This is a genomic window from Ruegeria sp. O4 (assembly GCF_056535125.1).
In genome coordinates this window covers 89381-109479 of the sequence record NZ_JBQERO010000010.1, presented here as the reverse complement: position 1 = coordinate 109479, position 20099 = coordinate 89381, and the positions used below count along the sequence as shown (strand labels likewise).

Annotated in this window: 18 protein-coding genes; 7 read left to right on the top strand and 11 right to left on the bottom strand. The window is 59.1% G+C overall.

What is annotated here, in order from left to right; genetic code table 11:
* Positions 1-77 precede the first annotated feature (77 nt).
* The 6 genes from ACR0J7_RS12835 to ACR0J7_RS12810 all read right to left on the bottom strand — a co-directional run bounded on the left by ACR0J7_RS12835 (position 78) and on the right by ACR0J7_RS12810 (position 5572).
* Positions 78-557 carry a DUF2269 family protein gene (locus tag ACR0J7_RS12835; RefSeq protein WP_480900203.1) on the bottom strand — a complete coding sequence of 160 codons (480 nt, stop codon included), beginning with the start codon at positions 555-557 and terminating at the stop codon, positions 78-80.
* Positions 557-1873 (bottom strand): SDR family oxidoreductase, encoded by a 1317-nt coding sequence (locus tag ACR0J7_RS12830; RefSeq protein WP_480900118.1) that lies wholly within the window; start codon positions 1871-1873, stop codon positions 557-559. Before ACR0J7_RS12830 ends, ACR0J7_RS12835 begins: the two co-directional genes overlap by 1 nt.
* A 76-nt stretch (positions 1874-1949) precedes the next feature.
* Entirely contained in the window at positions 1950-2660 is a 711-nt protein-coding gene (locus ACR0J7_RS12825) for a VIT1/CCC1 transporter family protein (protein WP_267367744.1), read from the bottom strand.
* A gap of 62 nt (positions 2661-2722) precedes the next feature.
* Positions 2723-3712, bottom strand: coding sequence for a YcjF family protein (locus ACR0J7_RS12820; RefSeq protein WP_480914500.1), 990 nt, complete (start codon positions 3710-3712; stop codon positions 2723-2725).
* Positions 3705-4160 (bottom strand): N-acetyltransferase family protein, encoded by a 456-nt coding sequence (locus ACR0J7_RS12815; RefSeq protein WP_480832751.1) that lies wholly within the window; start codon positions 4158-4160, stop codon positions 3705-3707. The genes ACR0J7_RS12820 and ACR0J7_RS12815 overlap by 8 nt, the downstream gene beginning before the upstream one ends.
* Entirely contained in the window at positions 4157-5572 is a 1416-nt protein-coding gene (locus ACR0J7_RS12810; RefSeq protein ID WP_480914498.1) for a YcjX family GTP-binding protein, read from the bottom strand. The genes ACR0J7_RS12815 and ACR0J7_RS12810 overlap by 4 nt, the downstream gene beginning before the upstream one ends.
* A 107-nt stretch (positions 5573-5679) precedes the next feature.
* On the opposite strand from ACR0J7_RS12810, the gene truA reads away from it, so the two are divergent.
* Entirely contained in the window at positions 5680-6447 is a 768-nt protein-coding gene (truA, locus tag ACR0J7_RS12805) for a tRNA pseudouridine(38-40) synthase TruA (RefSeq protein ID WP_480914496.1), read from the top strand.
* A 1-nt stretch (position 6448) separates the two neighbouring features.
* Here truA and ACR0J7_RS12800 read toward each other — a convergent pair whose 3' ends face one another.
* From ACR0J7_RS12800 to ACR0J7_RS12790, 3 genes are read right to left on the bottom strand one after another with little or no spacing between them, the layout of a single operon-like run.
* Positions 6449-7363 carry a nickel/cobalt transporter gene (locus tag ACR0J7_RS12800; RefSeq protein ID WP_480559732.1) on the bottom strand — a complete coding sequence of 305 codons (915 nt, stop codon included), beginning with the start codon at positions 7361-7363 and terminating at the stop codon, positions 6449-6451.
* On the bottom strand, positions 7348-8022 hold the full coding sequence (locus tag ACR0J7_RS12795) for a DUF1007 family protein (RefSeq protein ID WP_480914494.1): 675 nt from the start codon (positions 8020-8022) through the stop codon (positions 7348-7350). Before ACR0J7_RS12795 ends, ACR0J7_RS12800 begins: the two co-directional genes overlap by 16 nt.
* 44 nt (positions 8023-8066) lie before the next feature.
* Positions 8067-8870 (bottom strand): thioesterase family protein, encoded by an 804-nt coding sequence (locus tag ACR0J7_RS12790; protein ID WP_480914492.1) that lies wholly within the window; start codon positions 8868-8870, stop codon positions 8067-8069.
* Positions 8871-9101: 231 nt separating this feature from the next.
* Here ACR0J7_RS12790 and ACR0J7_RS12785 point away from each other — a divergent pair, with 231 nt between their 5' ends.
* Positions 9102-10037, top strand: a complete 936-nt coding sequence (locus tag ACR0J7_RS12785) for a 2-hydroxyacid dehydrogenase (protein ID WP_480914490.1) — start codon at positions 9102-9104, stop codon at positions 10035-10037.
* Positions 10038-10051: 14 nt separating this feature from the next.
* Here ACR0J7_RS12785 and ACR0J7_RS12780 read toward each other — a convergent pair whose 3' ends face one another.
* Complete coding sequence (locus tag ACR0J7_RS12780; protein WP_480914488.1) at positions 10052-10360, bottom strand: hypothetical protein; 309 nt, start codon at positions 10358-10360, stop codon at positions 10052-10054.
* A gap of 225 nt (positions 10361-10585) precedes the next feature.
* Between ACR0J7_RS12780 and ACR0J7_RS12775 the strand changes: the two genes are divergently transcribed.
* The 3 genes from ACR0J7_RS12775 to ACR0J7_RS12765 all read left to right on the top strand — a co-directional run bounded on the left by ACR0J7_RS12775 (position 10586) and on the right by ACR0J7_RS12765 (position 12894).
* Positions 10586-11419 carry a bifunctional allantoicase/(S)-ureidoglycine aminohydrolase gene (locus tag ACR0J7_RS12775; RefSeq protein WP_267366556.1) on the top strand — a complete coding sequence of 278 codons (834 nt, stop codon included), beginning with the start codon at positions 10586-10588 and terminating at the stop codon, positions 11417-11419.
* A 111-nt stretch (positions 11420-11530) separates the two neighbouring features.
* The gene (locus tag ACR0J7_RS12770) at positions 11531-11854 is read left to right on the top strand and encodes a hypothetical protein (RefSeq protein ID WP_267366558.1); all 324 of its coding nucleotides are present in this window, start codon (positions 11531-11533) and stop codon (positions 11852-11854) included.
* A gap of 53 nt (positions 11855-11907) precedes the next feature.
* Entirely contained in the window at positions 11908-12894 is a 987-nt protein-coding gene (locus ACR0J7_RS12765) for a type I glyceraldehyde-3-phosphate dehydrogenase (RefSeq protein WP_480914486.1), read from the top strand.
* Between the two features lie 36 nt (positions 12895-12930).
* Here the strand turns inward: ACR0J7_RS12765 and ACR0J7_RS12760 are convergent, their stop codons facing one another.
* Complete coding sequence (locus ACR0J7_RS12760) at positions 12931-13866, bottom strand: LysR family transcriptional regulator (protein WP_267366562.1); 936 nt, start codon at positions 13864-13866, stop codon at positions 12931-12933.
* A gap of 328 nt (positions 13867-14194) precedes the next feature.
* On the opposite strand from ACR0J7_RS12760, the gene ACR0J7_RS12755 reads away from it, so the two are divergent.
* Positions 14195-16000 (top strand): autotransporter assembly complex protein TamA, encoded by a 1806-nt coding sequence (locus ACR0J7_RS12755; protein ID WP_480914484.1) that lies wholly within the window; start codon positions 14195-14197, stop codon positions 15998-16000.
* A gap of 38 nt (positions 16001-16038) precedes the next feature.
* Positions 16039-20085, top strand: coding sequence for a translocation/assembly module TamB domain-containing protein (locus ACR0J7_RS12750; RefSeq protein WP_480914483.1), 4047 nt, complete (start codon positions 16039-16041; stop codon positions 20083-20085).
* Positions 20086-20099: the final 14 nt, after the last annotated feature.

Genomic DNA, 20099 nt, shown 5'->3' with positions numbered 1-20099 from the left:
AGTCTCTCCGATCCATAATTTCGGCCAAGCTATCTTGTGCTGTCGGTCAGCAACAGTCAGGAAAGCCGTGACAAAGTCTAAAGTACAGAAATCGCCGGACGAGCGATCATCAGCCAAAGGATGGTCAAAACCGCCAGAAATGCCGGAACCCCGCAAGCAAACCAGAACCGAAACAAGCGGTAATACTCCGGTGGCAGTTGCATTCCCCGCTCTGCCGCCGTTCGCGCGTGGTCCCGCAACCGGATTTGAACCCAAACCACCGGCAACCAGAACAAGCCTGTCAAAACATAAAGCACCAGAGACAACACGATCCATCCTTCACCCAAATGCCATCCGATCTGCCAGGCAAGCAGCGCTCCGGTCACCGGTTGCAGGATGACGGCGGTCGTGGTGAACAGAAGGTCACCCAGTACCACGATACCCGCCGTATGGGCGATGACGTGCGGGTCGTTTGTCCGGTGCGCCATCAGCATGAAAAAGGCGATCCCTGCCCCGGTTCCCAGCAGCACACATGCACCTATGACGTGCAGCCATCGCAAGATCAGTTCAGGGTCCATCATCGGCTCTCAAACAAGGGCAACGCCACAAGCGACAGGATCATCGCGGGCAGGATTTTCACCAGCGGCCCCAGCGGATCTAACCACAATTCCGGCATCGTGACCGAAGCGGCAATCAGGTAGAATATGGCCACTGTCAACTGCGCCACACAGGCCCGCGCCGCCCATCGGCGCCACAGGATGGCCAGACCAAGTGCTATGTCGATCAGGGACCAGAACACAACGCTGGTCACCGCCAAGGCGGATGACCACCCGGCTTCGACCAGCATACCCGAAGCCGCGGACAAACCCGCCAGACCAAACAGGCCCGACAGCAACCAGAACAGGCTGAGTGTTGCAACGATCAGTGGCATCAACAGCGTCATCCGCGCAGTCAACCGATGCTCGCGCGCGCAAGGCAGCATGGCGTAGACCTCAGGCAAGGCGGCAATCCCGCGCCCGGCCGCTGCACGATAAGGGCCGGGATCGCCGATCACGCCATCCGCCATGACCGTCATCGCCGTGCTGCGCAGCGGAGACCGCCAACCCAACAAGGCCAAACAGTCCGCAATGGCCGCAACGGCTTTTGTCAGGACAGGCGGCAGGACCAGATGGAAGCGCGCGGCAGGAAACCCAAGCCACTGTCGCGTGCAGCGCACCACGTCCGACAAACTATGCGGGGTATCCTCGACCAGATCGTAATTACCCTGCGGTAGGCAACCGGCAACGGCAGCAATCACCACGTCACACAGATCGGGCATCCCCATGCATTGAACAGGTGTATCGGGGTAAGCCAGCGGTTGAACAAAAGGAACAGACGCCAGCATTCGAAGCAACGCCGTTCCCCCATAATCCGTTTGCCCGATAACAAGCCCCGGCTTTAGGATCCAAAGTGTTACGCCCGATGCGCGCAAAGCGGCATCTCCGCGTGCCTTGCTGCGCAGGAAATGCGTGCTGGCGTCCGGCTCTGCCCCGATGGCCGAAATCTGAACAACGCTTATGCCACCTGCCGCGCAGGCCCCTGCAAGGGCTGCGACCGCCATATGGTGCACCGCTTCAAGGTTGTCCTGCGCGTTATCCTGCAAAGCCCCTGCGCAATTCACCACGACATCGACGTCGGCCAGCAGGTCCTGCCAATCGTCCTTGTGCAACAGATCGCGCATATCGCCCTGTTTCAGCATAACCCCCGGCAGGACCTTTGCCCCTTGGGCAAGATTGCGCCCCAAGCCCTGAACCGTGGCACCTGCGGCCGACAATGCCCGTGTGACGGCGGTGCCGATGAACCCATAAGCACCCAGAACCAATACGTTCTTTCCAGAAAGCTCGTGATCTGCCATCGGCCTTTGCACCTGTTTTTCGCCACTCTACCTATCCGGGAAGTTTTGACCAGTCGCGACCACCGTGCTGCGACATTTATGGATGGAACAGAGACCCGACGAGATACGCGATCAGTGCCGCCAGACCACCGATCAACAGCGTTTCGATACCTGACCGCCACCAGGGCGCCAACGACCACCGGCTTTTGAACGCACCAATCGCAAAGAAGACCCCCATCGTCATCCAGACCGACATCTCAAAAGCGTTCTCCACCGACGCCAAAAACGGCAACAGCGGGATCATCCCGGCCACAAGGAACGCGAAAAACGTGGCCAACGCGGCTTTCATCGGATGTGGGTCGACACTGCCCAGCCCATATTCACCCTCGATCATCAGGTTGACCCAATGTTCGTGGCTCGACGTGATCGCGGCGGTGGCTTCGTTCAGAATTTCCCCTGACAACCCTTTTTGCGACAGAATTTCACGGACCTCCTCGCGCTCGCCGTCGGGGTAGAGTGCGATGTGGCGTTCCTCGATCGCCCGAATGCGCCGTATGTTGTCCAGTTCGGCCTTGGTGCCCGAGTAATTCCCGGCAGCCATTGAAAACCCGTCCGCCAGAACGTTTGCCAAACCAAGTGCCACGATAACAAACGGGGAGAGACCCGCCCCCGCGACACCGGCGACAATGGCAAACGTGGTGACGGAACCATCAATGCCGCCATACACAACGTCGCGTAACACACCGCGCCCGGGCGGAGCGTTGATCCGGTCGGCAATTTCCTGCGGACTGTGACCGTGATCCGTCATGGTTTGCTCCTATTGCTCACTGGCAGAGTGCAGAAGGGTGTGGTCTGACGCTTTGCTCTGGATCAACCCTTGGAGAACAGACCCTGCAAGGCGCGTTTAATGATGCCTCGCGTGGAAGGTTTGTGGCGTTTTGAGAATGGCAGCGGGCGGCAGACCTCCATCGCGGCCACGCCCACTCGGGCGCTGAGCGCACCGTTGACCAGACCTTCTCCGAACCGTCGGGACAATTTGCTGAGAACGGACCCGCCCAGAACAGGTTCCAGCAGATCGTCACCAACGGCCACCGCCCCAGTTGCGACCAGATGCACAAAGACGGCACGGGTCAGACGCCAGCTTCCCAGCGTGCCAGCCCGCCCCCCGTAGATTTCCGCGACGCGGCGGATCATCCGTAGGGACGCGGCCAGAGCCGTTACAACATCCGCCAGTGCCAGAGGGACCAAAGCGGTCACGGTGGCAACCTGCCGTGCTGCGGCCTCAACCTCACGGCTGGCAGCGGCGTCGAGCGGGGCCAACAATTCATCCTCGGCAAGGTTTAAAAGCGCCTCGGCATCGAACTGTTCCCCCATACGCTCGGACAACCGCTCGCGACCCCAGCGGGTATCCTCGCGCCCTTTGTAGAATGCAATGATGCGATGTGTGACCGCACGCGCCTGAGCCAGGTCTTCATCAGCCAATGCAATATCCGCTGCACGGCGCATCCCATCAACACGGGACAACCGCCCCAAAGCCGCGAGCTCGCGTAGCGCGATGATCACCACCACCAGAACCAATGCAGCCAACAATCCGGCAACGATCCAACCCAGAACGGGCATCCGCGTCACCAGAGAGGTTGCAAAATCCCAGGCGGCCACCGATATGGCGGCCCCGACCACCGAAAGCGCAAGCCCCCAGAACCAGCGCGCAAGGAATGAGGGTTTGCTGGCCGCCAGCCGGGCCGCGCTTTGCATCGCCTGCCCCTGAGGTGGCACAGTATCCGGCACCGGTTTTGCCTGCGCGACATCAGCAGCGGGTTCATCATCGTCAAGATCGATCAAAACCGGACCTTTAGCCATTTGTCGTATCCCTGCTGTGCCAGACAAACCTTATGTCCGGCAGGTTTTCATCGTTTTCTGCCCCATCGCTGCGCGCCACCTCGGCAAAGCCGTTTCGCTCATAGAACCGACAGGCACGGGAATTATCCTGAAACGCGTACAAGCCCAGCCGCCGCTGGCTTGATTTCGCGTGATCCAGCAATTGCTGGCCGATCCCCTGCCCCCGAGCTTGTGCATCCAGATAAAGTGAATGGATTTCACCCCCATTCAGCGCCAGAAACCCGACCACGCCTGTCTCAGCCTCGGCCACAGTGACCCAGTCCTGATCAATCATCCGGCCGCAAAAGGCGATGGTTTCAGCACAGCTGTGCAATTTGGGCATCCAGTCGTTTTCCAAAGCGAAATCGTGCAGGATCGTACCGATTGTACCGGCATCTGTGGTGCGTGCGGGGCGCAGTGTCGTGATCACAATCTGTCTCCGATCAGAAACTGCGCTGCACGATCCAGTCGAATATGCGGGGGGCCGTCACCAGGTTTCAGGGTTAGTTTTGCAGGCGCAAAGGCCATGAACCCATAATCTTCGTTCAACCAGCTCTCCGCCCCATTTCGCGCCGGACCCAACAGATGCGCCGGATCCTCGGGCAATTCTCCGGGATAAAAAGCAGCCTGTTTGCCGCTGTCCAACAAAGTGCCACGCACGCATGGCAGATCGGTTCCGTCATGGCTGCGTATCTCTTCGGTCGTTGCACGCAGCGAGGCCAGAGACAGGGCCGCAGTCCGGGCCCCGGCGAAATTCGCACGATCGCGTGCCTCGCGCGTCAAAGCTTCGATAATCGCGGTCAGGCGGGGATGCTGAGTGTGGTGCAGGTGGTCCGCTTTTGTCGCAGCAAACAGGATGCGTTCGACCTTTTTACCCAGCAAAAGCTGGCTCAGCCATGCGTTCCGGCCCGGACGAAAAGCCGACAGGATATCCGCCATCGCGCGGCGCATATCTTCAACGGCCTGAGGACCCTTGTGAATTGCGCCCAGCGCGTCAACCAGAACCACCTGCCGGTCAATCCGCGAGAAGTGATCCCGAAAGAATGGTTTGACGACCTGAGATTTATAAGCTTCGAACCGCCGTTCCATCTCGCGCTGAAGGGTCCTGCGCCGCGACGGGCCAGTGATTGCCAACGGTGCAAAGGTCAGAACCGGAGATCCCGCCAGATCACCCGGCAACAGGAAACGTCCGGGGGTACAGTCGTAAAACCCGGCATCGCGCGCTGCGTTGAGGTAGGCGGTGAACGACGCGGCCAAAGCTTGTGCGGCAGGTTCATCGTGCCCTGCCGACGGGTCTGTATCTTGGACCAGCGCCAGATATGCGGCAGCCTCTGCGCGGGTCTTAATCCGTGCCAGTGTTTCCTGAGACCAGTCTGCGTAAGATTTGTCCAGCAAGGCCAGATCCAGCAGCCATTCACCGGGATAATCGACGATATCCAGATGGATCGTGCGCGGCCCCTGCAGCCCGGCAAGCAGCCCGGCGGGACGGGCTTTGAAGGACAAGCGCAATTCAGATACCGCGCGCGTGCTGTCTGGCCAGTGCGGTGTCGGTCCCGTCAGGGCGGACAGGTGCGATTCATAATCAAACCGGGGCACAGTGTCATCCGGTTGGGGTTGCAGAAAGGCGGCATTGATTCGCCCCTCCTGCTGCGCAACCAGCCCGGTCATACGGCCCCGATCCAGCAGATTGGTAACCAACGAAGTGATGAATACTGTTTTGCCGGATCGTGCCAGCCCGGTGACACCCAAACGGATGACCGGCTCGAAAAATGTCTCGGACACGCTGTCGCTGATACTTTCGACGCCACGTGCAAGACTGTCTGCCAGTGAAGAGATGACCAATCCGCCGCCCCGCAATTTTCCTTTTGCCCAAGATAGGTAGCGGTTGCGACACATACCAGCGCTTTCGCCCCCTTGCCCGATCCTGCGCCGCGCTGTACCAGCGGCACATGCCCAGATACGCGTTGAAAATCGAATACCAGGGGGAACCCTTTGCCGGATGGCAGCGGCAAAAGGATCAGCCGTCGGTGCAAGGTGCCATCGAACAGGCCCTGTCCCGCATTCAACCGGGTACGCATACGATTGCTGCAGCGGGGCGCACGGACGCCGGCGTTCACGCCCTGGGACAGGTTGCCCATTGCGACTTGGCAAAGGAATGGGACCCGTTCCGCCTGTCTGAGGCGCTGAACTATCACCTCAAGCCTCTCCCAGTGGCCATCGTAAAGGCCGCCCCCGTGACCGAGGATTGGCACGCGCGGTTTTCAGCGGTTGAACGGCAATATCTGTTCCGCATCCTGATGCGCCGAGCGCCCGCAACCCACGACCGGGGACAGGTCTGGCAGATTAGCCACCAGCTGAATGTCGACGCCATGCAGGAAGGCGCAAACATGCTGCTGGGTCGTCATGATTTCACTACGTTCCGGTCGTCGATCTGTCAGGCGGCCAGCCCGGTCAAAACCCTTGATGAACTGCGCGTTGAATGGGTCGAGGGCTTTTCCGCCCCCGAGGTTCATTTCCACGTGCGCGCCCGGTCGTTTTTGCACAATCAGGTGCGCAGTTTCGTCGGAACGCTGGAACGTGTGGGCGCCGGAGCGTGGACCCCGGAAGATGTGCGTGAGGCTTTGAAAGCCGCCGACCGCGCTGCCTGCGGGCCGGTGTGTCCGCCGCACGGGCTGTATCTGGCGCGGGTCGGATACCCGGAACCGGTGTTCGACTGATCTAAACCGCGCGCAGAAGCAACCCGCCTGCAATCACCGCAATGACAAGCCCCGCCACCAGTTCGATGGAGGGTGCCAGAACCGACGCAAAGCGCGTGGCCGAAGCCGAAGCCAGCAGCCCGCCGCGCAGACCAAAAGACGTCCACCCGACCAGCGTAGTCACAGTCGCCGTGCCAAGCGCCATGGCAAAAGCACCCGCGATCCCCACCATGGCGATGCCCATTTGCCACGTCAGAATCAGTACAAACAAGGCACCGGTACAAGGCCGAGCTGCTATGCCTGCGATCAGGATCAGGGCTTCGCGCAACGTGCCCACATTTGCGACCTCGTCCGCGGTTGGACCATGACGATGACCGCACTCCGCACAGGCTCCCTCATCATGATGGTGCTGATGGGTGTGATCGTTAGAGACATGCTTTTTCTGCTGTCGTGCGAAATTGCGCACAGCCCGTACAACCAGCCAAAGCCCAATCAACGCAATGGCTCCGTAGCTGATCGGAGCCATCACCTGTTCGGTCGTCCCAACTAGGCTTTCGCGGGACATCTGAAAGACCAGCACCCCCGCGTAGACCAGCACAACCGCCGTCACCGCCTGACCAAGGCTGGACAATACACTGATCGCCGACAACCGCCAGAAGGCGACACGCCGACCCAAACCGTAGCCCCCTATCAAAACCTTCCCGTGGCCCGGACCCACAGCATGAAAGAACCCGTAGGCGAAACAGACGGTCAGAAGCGTGGCCACCGCCTGAGGCTGTTCCGCGCGCGCGGCACGCAGGGACCGCGCGATCTGGTTCTGAAAGTCCCGCTGCTCTCCGGCAGCCCAACCTGCCAGACTGTCAAACCCACCGCTGCCCCAGAACCAAAGCAGCAAACCAAAGGCCAGAGCGACCGGAACAATCAGGAAACGGGACATGAAACAAGTATCTCAGTCGCAAAGTTCTCACCAACCAAGGGAATATCGTTTTCCTCGAGGTCGTAATCCGCGTCCAGTGTCAACAGAAACGCCTGCATCTGTGCAAGCTGCCCGTCTATGTCGGGTTCGTTACGATCCATCTGGCATAAAGCTGGGCCTGTCACAGTTACAGGGCGCGTTATCTCATAGGCCGTATAGAAGGACTCATCAAATGCCTTGGCGGAAAGCCCTGTGGCAAGTATTGCGTCGCCTTCGACCGCTCGCAAATGGGTGGTTACAATCCGCCCGTCTTCCGTTGTCGCACTGGGCTCCATTGGACTGGACAGAGCCACCAGTGCGCCGTCTTTGGTGAGCACGAGGTCGCCGTTGTACCCCTCGACCCATTGCATATCGAACCCTCTCAGACGTTTTTCTTCGTTTTCCGTCAGAATGCCGTCAGCATCCTGATCCAGATTCATGTCTTCCAGAACAAGCAGAGAGTAGAATTCGTCATATGCCCACGTCACCCGGATATGGGTCAGGTGACCGGCCTCATCCACGATGAATTCCAGCCCGGTGTCGATAAAGACATGCGGGTGGGATAGTGCCGGGATCGGCAGGCAACAGGTCATGAAGGTGAAGAGCCAGCGCATATGCGCAAGATAGGTCTGACGGGACACGGTGACAACGGCCTTTACACACGCATGCGGAAACTGGCCGACCTTCAGACTGGCGGGAACAGCACCAGTGTTTGCAGGGCGGTTCCTACAGGACCCTGCGTATCAAAAAGCACCGACTGAGACATGCCGATGCCCGTAGGTTGCCAATGTGAAACCGAACTGGACGCCAGCCAATCTGAAACCGGTTCGCGGTGGATATTCACGGTCAGATCGGTGTTCATGAACCCCATCTCCGACGTCGGAGCATTCCACGAGATACCATTGCCGCAATCCGCCAACGGGCACAGTGCCTGAATGGGCGACTGATCTTCGCCGCTCAACAGCTTTGGGGTGCGCATCCAGACCGTTTTGGGTCCGGCCCCCTGTTTGCCGTCTTTGGGATAAAGGATGTCACTGTAGTGGGCAAACCCCTTCAAATCATGACGAATCTCGCCGATTGGAAAAGGACCTTCTACTGCGTCTTCCAACTGTGGCGCACTGATTTCGACGTTTGCCACCGCGCCCAGATCGCGTCGCGCCAGATGCATGGTGGTGGCCGTGGCGCAGAGTGTGTCATCCAGGTCGTGCACCGTAACCCGTGTGGTCGCCAGCGTCTTGGTATGGCGCGTGGTTTCTGCGGCAACCCGCAACCCGGCCAAGGGCAGAGGGCGCAACAGGTCAACTGTCAGGCGGGTCAGCATCTTTTCGGGGCCAATCTCGGTTTCCGCCGCCCGCACTATCAACCCGCTTACCGGCCCTGCGTGGCAATGATCGGCAGACCATGGACCGCGTGCAGGATCATGTCCGACAAACGCCCCATCCTCGCGCTGATGAAAATAGGTCTGATCGGTGAAGTCGAGCCCTGCCATCAGTCCCCTCTGGTCATTCGCTGCGTTGTGTTCCTCGGCTCACTCATACCGGTAACCGGTTGCGAAGTAACGTGGTTTCCCTTGCGCGAGGTGAGTGGTATCTTCACGAAACTGTCCTTTTCGGGTTTTGAAACCGGGCTGTACTTTTAGGCACGAGGATGGCTTAACAGACCTGATCCTGTCCACCGCTGTGACGGGACGTCACCACATCACATCCAAGTGGGGTCGCATATGGCGTTGTTGATTGAAACCGGGTTGTCGGACTGGATTGGGGATGAGGAAATCGCCGCCACATTGCAGGCCCTGGCGCCCGGTGCAGACATCCGCACACCCGGAACGCTGGGCGACCCCAACGACATTACGATGCTTGCAGTGGTCAGCATGCAAAGCAATCACCCGGAGAAGTTGCCCAACCTGAAACTGGTTCAGAAGCTGGGGGCCGGGGTTGAGACCATAGTTGGCCATCCGGACCTGCCTCCGCATATCCGAGTGGCACGTTTGAAGCCAGACGCGCCTGCGCAGGGCATTGCCGAATGGTTTCTGGCCTATATTCTGCGCGCTCAGCGCCACATGGTCTATCACGAGGCATCCCAGAGCCGCGCTGAATGGTTGCCGCGCGCGCCTATCTTCACACCTGATACGATTGTGGGCGTTCTGGGTCTGGGCCATATAGGGGCCCGCACTGCCCGCATGTTACGTGCCGTCGGGTTTCAGGTCATGGGCTGGAGCCGCTCACCAAAGTCCATCGATGGTGTCACCTGCCTGCATGGGCAAGACGCGCTGCCTCGGCTATTGGGGCAATGTGATCACGTCTGTGCCATCCTTCCTTCGACGCCGCAAACCGCGGGTTTGTTTGACGCACAGACGCTGGCCGCGATGAAGCCGGGCAGTCAGTTGCTGAACGCCGGACGCGGAAACCTGATTGACGAGGCGGCGCTGATCGCGGCGCTGGATAACGGCTCACCGGGCCATGCCGTGTTGGACGTCACGTCACAGGAACCGCTGCCAAAAGACAGCCCCTTGTGGCGGCACCCTTCTGTGACGATCACACCGCATGTCTCGGGCTGGTATCTGGGGGACGCACTGTCGGATGTGGCTGAGAACTACCATAGGCTCAGGTCCGGCGATCCCCTGTTGCACGAAGTCAGTCGCGACCTGGGGTACTGATACCAAGTCAGAGATCAGGGCGTCAGGATCCAGTTTCCGTTACCGTCATTGCACCGGCGAGTCCTGATCTCGCGGCTTTGATCGCTGCCTTCAGGCTGGATGACATGCTGAAGGCCGACGCAGTTGCCCTGAACGTTTTGCACCCGGACCGTTCCTTTCGAGCCGGTTTCGTCGTTTTGCCAGGACCGTTCCTGCCCTACAGAGGGCGTGCCATTGTTCAAAAGCGCATTCGAGGTTGCGCTGACCACTTCAAAGTCTGCCGGGGACAGCCCCATCTCAGCTATGATTCGGGAGAGTGACTTGGCGTCGGCGGAACCGGTCATCAATAGGGCGCCACACGCGGCAATGACGGGTAAAAACTGGGCTTTCATAGCGGCCTCACAGAACTGAAATCATTTGTGACCAAGGATATACCTCTGTTTCAGCAGGGCCAAGCCCCCGGGGTACCGACCTTCAAAATATCCCGAACAAACCTATCGCGCGTCAGGACCTAATAGCGCCGCGCCTTTGTGCCCATAGTGCCATTCAAACGATCCCGAGGCACACAAATGACCCATCCGACCTACTTCGCCCCGACCGGCGGCCACCCCGGCCAGAACCAGTTGCTGACCGACCGCGCCATGTTCACAGACGCGTATGCGGTCATTCCCAAAGGTACGATGCGCGACATTGTCACCAGCTATCTGCCGTTCTGGGAAGGAACACGCCTGTGGGTTCTTTCACGCCCGCTCAGCGGATTTGCCGAAACGTTCTCGCAATACATCATGGAAGTGCAGCCCGGCGGCGGCAGCGATCAGCCAGAGACAGACGCGCAAGCACAGGCAGTGCTTTTTGTCGTCGAAGGAACAGTCACTTTGACGCTGAACTCGGAAAACCATGTGTTGGAGACAGGCGGATACGCCTATATCCCCGCCGGCAGCGACTGGACATTGCGGAACACTGGCCAGACGGCAGCCCGGTTCCACTGGGTCCGCAAAGCCTATGAGTCCGTTCCCGGGTTGTCCGCGCCAGACCCGATCATCACCAACGAACGCGATGTGACGCCTGTCGAAATGCCGGGCACCGAAGGCCGATGGTCCACCACGCGGTTCGCAGACCCGCAGGACCTGCGCCATGACATGCATGTGAACATCGTCAATTTCGAACCAGGCGGGGTCATTCCCTTCGCCGAAACCCATGTGATGGAACACGGGCTTTATGTTCTGGAAGGGAAAGCGGTTTATCGCCTCAATCAGGACTGGGTCGAAGTTGAGGCCGGAGATTACATGTGGCTGCGCGCCTTTTGCCCGCAAGCCTGTTACGCAGGGGGGCCGGGCCGGTTCAGGTATCTGCTTTACAAGGACGTCAACCGGCATATGCCCCTGTCCCTGTCGCGCCGCTAAACGCTGGGCTGGCTGGGAATCGCAGTGATCTTTTGCCCCGGGGCTTCACACAAGGGTCGGAATTTGCTGAAATCCAGGTAACTTCTTGTTTTGAGCATTGGAGATTTGTCCATGAAACTGCGCCTTGCCCTGATAGCCGTTGCCACACTCTCTACCTCTGCAATCCTGCACACCGCACCCGCCATTGCGGGGGAAGAGACCAAATCCGTCTTCGTCATGAGCCGCAACTGGGCTGTGACACAGGTCGCAGACGAACCGGTCATTTATCGCGCCACACGCGACAACAACAACCTGAACCCGTTCGGCCCGCCCCCACGCCTTCGCACGACGCAAGCAATTGCTGCCATTCAACAAGCGACGGGATGCAAGGTGATCTTCAACAGCATGTACCAGAATATATCGGGTCAGTTCTTTTCTCAGGTCAGGTGCAAGTAAGCTGTTGCTGATCAGGCATTGAGATCGACCCGACGCCCTGCCATAGCTTGCGCATGAAACTCGCGATAAACGGATTCGGCCGCATTGGCCGCACGATCCTGCGGCAGGTTCTGGCCCTGCCCGAAGGGTCGGATATCGAGCTGGTGCTGATCAATGACATCGCGCCGCTGGAGACCTGTGCTTACCTGTTCAAATACGACAGCACCTTCGGCCCCTATCCCGGCGATGTGTCACAGGGCGATGCTACGCTGATCGTGGATGGACGCTCTGTTCCTATGACCCACAGTGCCGATCTGACACGCGTTGACTTGTCTGGCGTAGACGTAATGCTGGATTGTACTGGGGTCGCGCGCACATCCGACGTGGCGCGTCGCGGGTTATCTGCGGGCGCCAGCAAGGTCCTGATCTCGGGCCCTTCACCTGCGGCCGACTTAACCGTCGTTTTGGGGGCGAACGAAGATCAGTTGGGCAGCGCCCGGATCGTATCGAACGCCTCCTGCACAACAAATGGGCTGGCACCACTGGTCAAAGTGCTGGACCACATTGGCGGTGTTTTGTCAGGCCATATGACAACTATCCATTGCTATACCAACAGCCAGCCCATGGTTGACGCCCCGCGCGGCGACCTTGCCCGGTCGCGGGCCGGTGCGCTGTCCATGGTTCCGACAACGTCCAGCGCCACACACCTGATCGACGTGGTCCTTCCACATCTGGCCGGGCGCATCTCGGGCGCCGCAGTTCGCGTCCCGACAGCCAGCGTTTCGGCGGTCGACCTCGTGGTCACGTTGGAACGCGGCATGAGGGCCGAGGATTTTAATCATGCTTTGCGTCAGGCTGTTGTCGAGTCACCGGTTTTGGGTTGGACAGATATGCCGCTGGTCTCGTCCGATTTGCGGGCGCGCCCGGAATCGCTGGTCATCGCCGGGCCGGAAACCCGCATGGTCGGTGAAAATCAGGTGCGCGTTTTCGGCTGGTACGACAACGAATGGGGCTTTTCGGCCCGCATGCTGGACGTGGCCCGCCTGATGGCCGCGCCGTGACCGGACTTACCTTCGTACTCAGCGTCGGGTCGGAGCCTATGGTTTAGGCCCCGCGACAGGGTATTCTGTAACACGGACCACCTTACTGATCCGTTCAATCATGAAATCCATGAACAGGCGTGCCTTTGGATCCTGATGGCGCCGATGCGTGTATAGGCAGGCCATCTGAACTGAAACAGGCGGAGTTTCCGTCGCAACCGGTACGAGGCGGCCGGATTTCAGATGCTCGGCCACCTCGAAAACCGGCTTCATTGCAATGCCTTGACCGGACAACGCCCAATCCGTCAAAACATCCCCATCATCACATTCAAACCGCCCGGACACGGCAAAACGTTTCGGACCATCGGGCGTTATCAGCATCCACTGAAACTCGGTCGCCCCCGGAAAGCGCAGATTCAGGCATTCATGCTTGTCGGCAATCAGGTCAGCCCCGGTCTTAGGCATACCGCGCCGCGCCACATAATCCGGCGCAGCACATAGCGCACGCTGGCAGTCGGCAATCTTGCGAATACGCAACGTGCTGTCCTCGGGCTGGCCAATGAAAAACGCCAGATCCAGACCTTCCGTGGTCAGGTCAACCGAGCGATCCGTCAGGCGCAAGCGGACATCAATCTCGGGGTATTCCGCAAGAAACTCGGGCACATGCGGAGCAAGCAAACGTCGCCCCACCCCCAGTGGAGACGCCACGAACAACGATCCGCGCGGTGCCTCGGTCAGATGCGTGACCTGAGCCTCGGCCTCGTCCACCGCATCCAGAACCGCCACCGCACCGGGATAGAATGCCTTTCCCTGCTCTGTCGGGGACAGGTTGCGTGTGGTGCGCTGGAACAGACGTACACCCAGATGGTCCTCAAGCTGCGATATTCGCGCCGATGTCACCGCTGGCGAAATCCTAAGATCCCGCCCGGCCGCAGACATGCTGCCCAGATCGTAAACCCTGACAAAGGTTCGGATGTTGTCGAGATAGGACATTTTTTCGGTTTTTTTGATACCCGTTGACAATATACTGGGAATACCGAAGAACCGCCCGTTTGCCTAGTGAATTGCACTGGCCAAGACCAAAGGCCAGCCCGGACATTTGTTGCATACGGTTGACTATCGCCTGCAACGCGGCAATTCCAGTCTGCCAATCTAGATGCGCAATACGATTTGTCGGCACAAACCGGGACAATTTGACCAAAATTACCCGATCCCGCGTTTATCCCTTTTCCCAATAGCATTCAGATGTTCTAACCTGACACTATAAGACCGTCCGTGACACGGTAGCTGAGATTTGGAACTGGGACAATTGGGGCAATTCATGCAAGGGCGCACGCCGCAAGGCCGTTTGAAGTTCTGGCTGAGTGCCATTGTCATTTCACTGACCCCGACTGCTCTGATGGCGCTGGAAACCTCTCTGACGGCGCCGGGCGCTTCGAAGGAACTGGTTGAACGCCTGAAAAAGACATCATCGGTTACAACAGCGAAAGAGCGGGGCTTGGATACGCCACTTGAGATCCTGTCTGCCGCCTTGTCGGATTACCGCACGCTTGTACAGATCTTGTATGATGAAGGGTATTTCAGCCCGGTTGTCAGCATCAAGCTTGACGGGCAGGAAGCCGCTGAGTTGAGCTCTTTGACAGTGCCAGCACAGATCAACAGGGCCGCAATTACCGTTGAAACCGGACCAAGCTTCAAATTTGGCACGGCCATTGTTCAGCCGCTGGCGTCTGGCACCGTGCTGCCCGAAGGTTTCGCCCCCGGCAAACTGGCAACGACCGGAGCCATTCAAAAAGCAGGCTCGGACGGTGTGCAGGGGTGGCGGAATGCGGGCCATGCAAAAGCGAAAATTGAGGATCAGACCATTATCGCCCGCCACGCGCAGGCCCGTCTGGATGCGCAGATTGATCTGGACCCGGGGCGCAGGTTGACGTTTGGCAGAATGTTCATTAAGGGCGAGACGGATGTGCGCCACCGGTCCATCGAAAAAATCGCCGGTTTCCCAAGCGGGGAAGTTTACTCACCAGAAAAAATCCAGAAGGTTGGAACGCGTTTGCGCCGCACCGGCACGTTCAACGTCGTCTCTTTGCAGGAACATGAGACAGCAAACCCCGACGGGACACTGGATTTCGACGCCACATTCGAAGACTTGCCAAAGCGTCAGCTGACCTTTGGGCTCGAGCTGGCCTCGCGCGACGGCCTCGACGTGACCGCGACCTGGACACATCGAAACATGTTCAAACGCGCGGAACGCCTGCGGTTCGAGGCCGCGATACGAAATATCGGTGGTTCCGAAGATCTTGATGGGCGGATCGGATTGCGCCTGGATCAGCCCGATCGTCTGGGTCCGGACGACAATACTTTCTGGAACGCGTTGCTGGAGCGCCGCAACACCGAAAACTACAATGTCTCGGTTGCGTCTGTGGCATATGGTGCGCGCCGCACATTCTCGGACACGCTCTATGCCGAAGCCTCGGCTGGGTTACAGTGGTCAGATGCTGACGACGCCTATGGAAGTGGCCGCAAGTTCAGATACTTTATCCTGCCCTTCCGCTCGGAATGGGATGAGCGAGACAGCAAAGTTAGTGCCACACGCGGTTTCTATCTGGATTCTCAGATAATGCCGTTTGTCGGTTTTTCTGGCACAGACACTGGCATTCGCATGTTCTTCGACGGTCGGGCCTATACCAGCCTTGGCACGGGTGGAAGGATAGTGCTGGCGGGGCGGGCGCAAATTGGATCAATCATTGGTCCACCAGCAGATGGTGTCACACCCGACTTTCTGTTTTTTTCCGGTGGTGCGGGAACCGTGCGCGGGCAACCCTATGAAAGCCTTGGCATCCCTGTCGGGACCGGTGTCGCAGGCGGCAAGTCCTTTCTTGGACTTTCCGGCGAGATCCGGGGCAAGGTGACAGATTCTCTGTCGCTGGTTGGGTTTTACGACTACGGTGTCGTCGATACCTCTTCCTTTATTGGAAGTGGCGCGGAAGATCATGCAGGTGCCGGTATCGGCGTAAGATATGATTTGGGCGGCTTCGGACCCCTGCGGTTTGACCTGGCCTTCCCGGTAAGCGGCCCCACCGGAGACGGTTTGCAATTCTATATCGGGATCGGGCAAGCGTTTTGAGACGGCACCTTTCATACCCTCTGCTGATTGGCACGCTGATGCTTGTGCCAGTGGCCGGCCCCGCGCAGGAGGACGAAGGCGGCAGCATGATCGAGCGGTTCCTACAGGACACGCTGTCGGGCGACGATCAGAATGTCACCGTCAAAGGCCTGCAAGGCGCGCTGAGTTCACGCGCCACCATTGCCGAGATCACGGTGGCCGATGATGAAGGGGTCTGGCTGACCATTCGGGGAGCGGAACTGGATTGGAACCGGTTGGCGCTGATCCGCGGGCGGTTTTCGGTCAACGCGCTGACCGCACAGGAAATCGACGTGGCCCGTGCGCCGGGCACCACGACCAAGGACACGCCGTCCCCTTCTGCCGAGACCCAGGCTTTTCAACTGCCTGAACTGCCTGTGGCCATCGAAATCGGCGAAATCCGTATTGGCGAGCTGGCATTGGGCAAACCTTTGATCGGCGTTGCGGCGGAACTGGCCGTCAATGGCAACCTGTCGCTGGCCGACGGCACGCTGGACACCAAACTGGACATCACCCGACTGGATCGGGCCGGTGATGAAATCTCTTTGGCTGCGGGTTTTAGGAACACTGACAGCCAGATCGATCTTGACCTTCAGGTCACCGAAGCTGCGGGGGGTCTGATCTCGACCGCGCTAAAAATGCCGGACAGCCCTCCGATCGGATTGTCCGCGAAAGGGTCCGGGCCGGTGACGGATTTTACGGCCGATATTGGCCTGAGCAGTGATGGGCAGCCACGGGTGACCGGGCAGGTTCGGTTGCGTTCTGCCCCAACAGCCGCGGCTAGCGCGGAGGAGGGCATCGCCTTTACGGCAGATCTGGGCGGTGACCTGACGCCCTTTGTCGCCGAGAATATGGATACATTTTTCGGCCCCAAAACGCGGTTGATCGTGGATGGGCGAACCCTGCCTGAAGGAGCGTTGGATATCAGTGATCTGGAACTCAGTTCTCAGGCACTGAACCTGAAAGGGGCGTTGCAACTGGCGCCGGGCGGTCGGCTGCAACTGGCGGCCCTGCAAGGACGCATTACGCCGCGAGAGGGGCAAAGCGTCGTCCTTCCGTTGTCAGGTGGCGACACATCGATCGAGGCTGCTCAGGTTTCTGCGTTGTTTGATGAGAAAAACGGCAACCTCTGGGACCTGAGCCTGACCGCAAACGCCGTAAGATCCGACACCCTGAACCTGCAACGCGCGCAGATTACGGCGCAAGGGACCTTGGAACAGGGTGACGTTTTGCGGATCGACGGTGATTTGCAGGCTGCTTTGGACGGTATCGACCTGGCTGACGACGCCCTGAACACCGCCGTTGGCGACCGCATTACGCTGGACGGTACGTTCCAATATGGCAGGGATCAGACCCTGAACCTGTCAGGGGTCGAGATGGTCGGCTCGGACTATGAACTGGGCGTTGATGCCGAGATCAGCGGCTTGTCCAGTGGTTTGGCCGTCAATGGTGCTGCGACGTTGCAGGCGACCGATCTGTCGCGGTTTTCGGGTCTGGCGCAGCTGGAACTGGGCGGTCAGGCCTCTGCCCGGCTCTCGGGTCAGGGCTCTCCGCTTGAAGGCAGTTTCGATGGCAAGCTTGAGGTCGAAGGGCGCGATCTTTCCACAGGGCGCGACGACATTGACCCGGTGATAAGGGGCAACACAACAATCACGCTGGACGCCAAACGCGGAGCGGATGGCGTAACGATCCGGGATTTTACGCTGATCGGCGACACTCTGCGCGCGCAGGCGGATGGCACGGTTACCACCCCTGACGGCAACGTGACGATTGATGGGCAAGCAACAGTCAACGCGCAGGACCTTTCCGTGTTCTCGGGCCTCGCCAAACGTGAGCTTGGCGGTGCGGTACAGGCGAAACTGGACGGCAAAGGCACTGTTCAGACGCTCGAATTTGATGGCACCGCCAGCGTGATGAGCCGGGATGTCAAAACGGGCATGCCCGAGATTGACCCGCTGCTGGTCGGCCGGACCGAGATCACGTTCGACGGCGCGCTGAGCCAGAAGCAGATTGAAATCCGCGACGCGGTGATCAAAGGTTCAGCCCTTGTGGCAAGCGCCGCAGCAACAATTGACGATCCGACGGATGCTTTGGCCGTGGACGGGCAGGTCAGTCTGAACATCCCGGACCTGTCACCCTTTTCAACTCTTGCCGGGAGAGATCTTGCAGGTTCGATCATCGCGGACGTTGCAGGCAAAGGTACGGTTGGCAGCAAGGCATTTGACGTCAAAGGCAACTTGGCTGCTGATGACATCAAATCCGGCATCAATGCGGTTGACAACCTGATCCAGGGGCGAACGAACCTGACGGTGGATGCGGTGAATGACGAGGCCGGTCTGAATATTCGCACATTCCAGCTGATCGGCACCGCCCTTTCTGCGGATGCATCCGGCAAACTGGACCGCGATGCTGGCGGACTGACCTTTACCGCTGCGCTGGATGATTTGGGGCGGCTGTCGAAAACACTCTCCGGGCCTCTGAAGCTGGACGGCAACGTCGCTCCGACACAATCCGGGCTGGAAGGGTCAGCTCATCTGCTGGGGCCAGAGAGTTCCTATGCCAAAGTGGCCGGTACGGTGGACACAAATGGATCCGCCGATCTGGACTTTGATGCCAAGTTCAACCGCATCGAAAGGTTTGTGCCAGAGTTTCCCGGCACCCTTACCGCTGCGGGCAATGCAAAGCGGGACAGTGGCGTTTGGACCATCGACGCCAAGGCGCAAGGTCCCGCGGACATCGTCAGCACGGTTGCAGGCACCTTTGATGAAACCAGCAGCAATGCAGATATTTCAGCGAAGGGTGGCGTAAACCTGGGGATAGCAAACGTCTTCATCACGCCTAACAAGATTGAAGGGTCCGCACGTTTTGATCTGGCCCTCAAGGGCCCGGCTGATCTGGCGTCCCTAAGCGGGTCGATTACCACTTCGGGAACATCCCTTGCACTTCCCGGTGCAGGCCAGACCATCACCGGGATCAACGGACAGGTGGATCTGGCGCAAAGCCGTGCAACCATCTCGCTGAAGGGTGGTGTGCGGGCCGGTGGTGGCTTTACCGTCAATGGACCTGTCGATCTGACGCCCCCGTTCAACGCGCAGATCGCGACAACAATCAACAGCCTCGTCCTGACCGATCGGCTCTTATACGAGACGACTTTGAACGGTCAGATTGCGATGACCGGCGCCCTAGCCGGGAACAGTTCGCTGGCCGGGCAGATCACCTTTGGTGAGACCAATATCAACCTCGCTGCGGCTTCGGGGGCTGTAGGTGCCGCACCAATCCCTGAGATACAGCATGTCAACGAAAGCGGAGCCAGTTTCATCACGCGTGAGCGCGCAGGTCTGGTAGCCACCGAAGACAAGGGGCAACGCACGTCCAGAATAGCACTGGACGTCAACTTGCTGGCACCCAAAGCTGTGTTCGTCAGAGGGCGCGGTGTAAATGCCGAATTGGGCGGCCGGATCTCCATTGGTGGTACGACGACCTCGGTGGTCCCGTCAGGTCAGATTGAATTGATCCGCGGTAATTTCGATATTCTGGGCCGTAGGCTGGCCCTGACCAAAGGCATCGTGACCCTACAGGGTGACTTGACGCCTTATATCGAGTTTGAATCCTCTGCCAGCACCTCGGACGGCACCGCGACCATCGAAATCGCAGGGCCACTGGATTCACCCGAGGTTAACGTGTTTTCCGATCCCGAGCGTCCGGCTGAAGAGGCGCTGGCGATGCTGCTCTTTGGGAACAGGTTCTCGGAAATCTCACCGTTCCTGATTGCGCAGATGGCCGCATCGCTGGCGCAACTCAGCGGTGCTGGCGGGGACGCGACCAAGGGATTACGCGACTCTACCGGTGTTGATACGATTGATGTTGGTGCGTCAGAGGGTGGCGCGGGCCGACTGGGTGCCGGGGCCTATTTGGGTGAAAACCTCTACACCGACTTCACTGTCAATACCGAAGGCAATACCGAGGTGAACCTGAACCTTGATGTAACCGACAATTTCTCGGTCAAGGGCACGGTTGACGGTCGTGGCGAAACGGGCATCGGAGTGTTCTTTTCAAAGGACTATTAGGATCGCGTCCGACC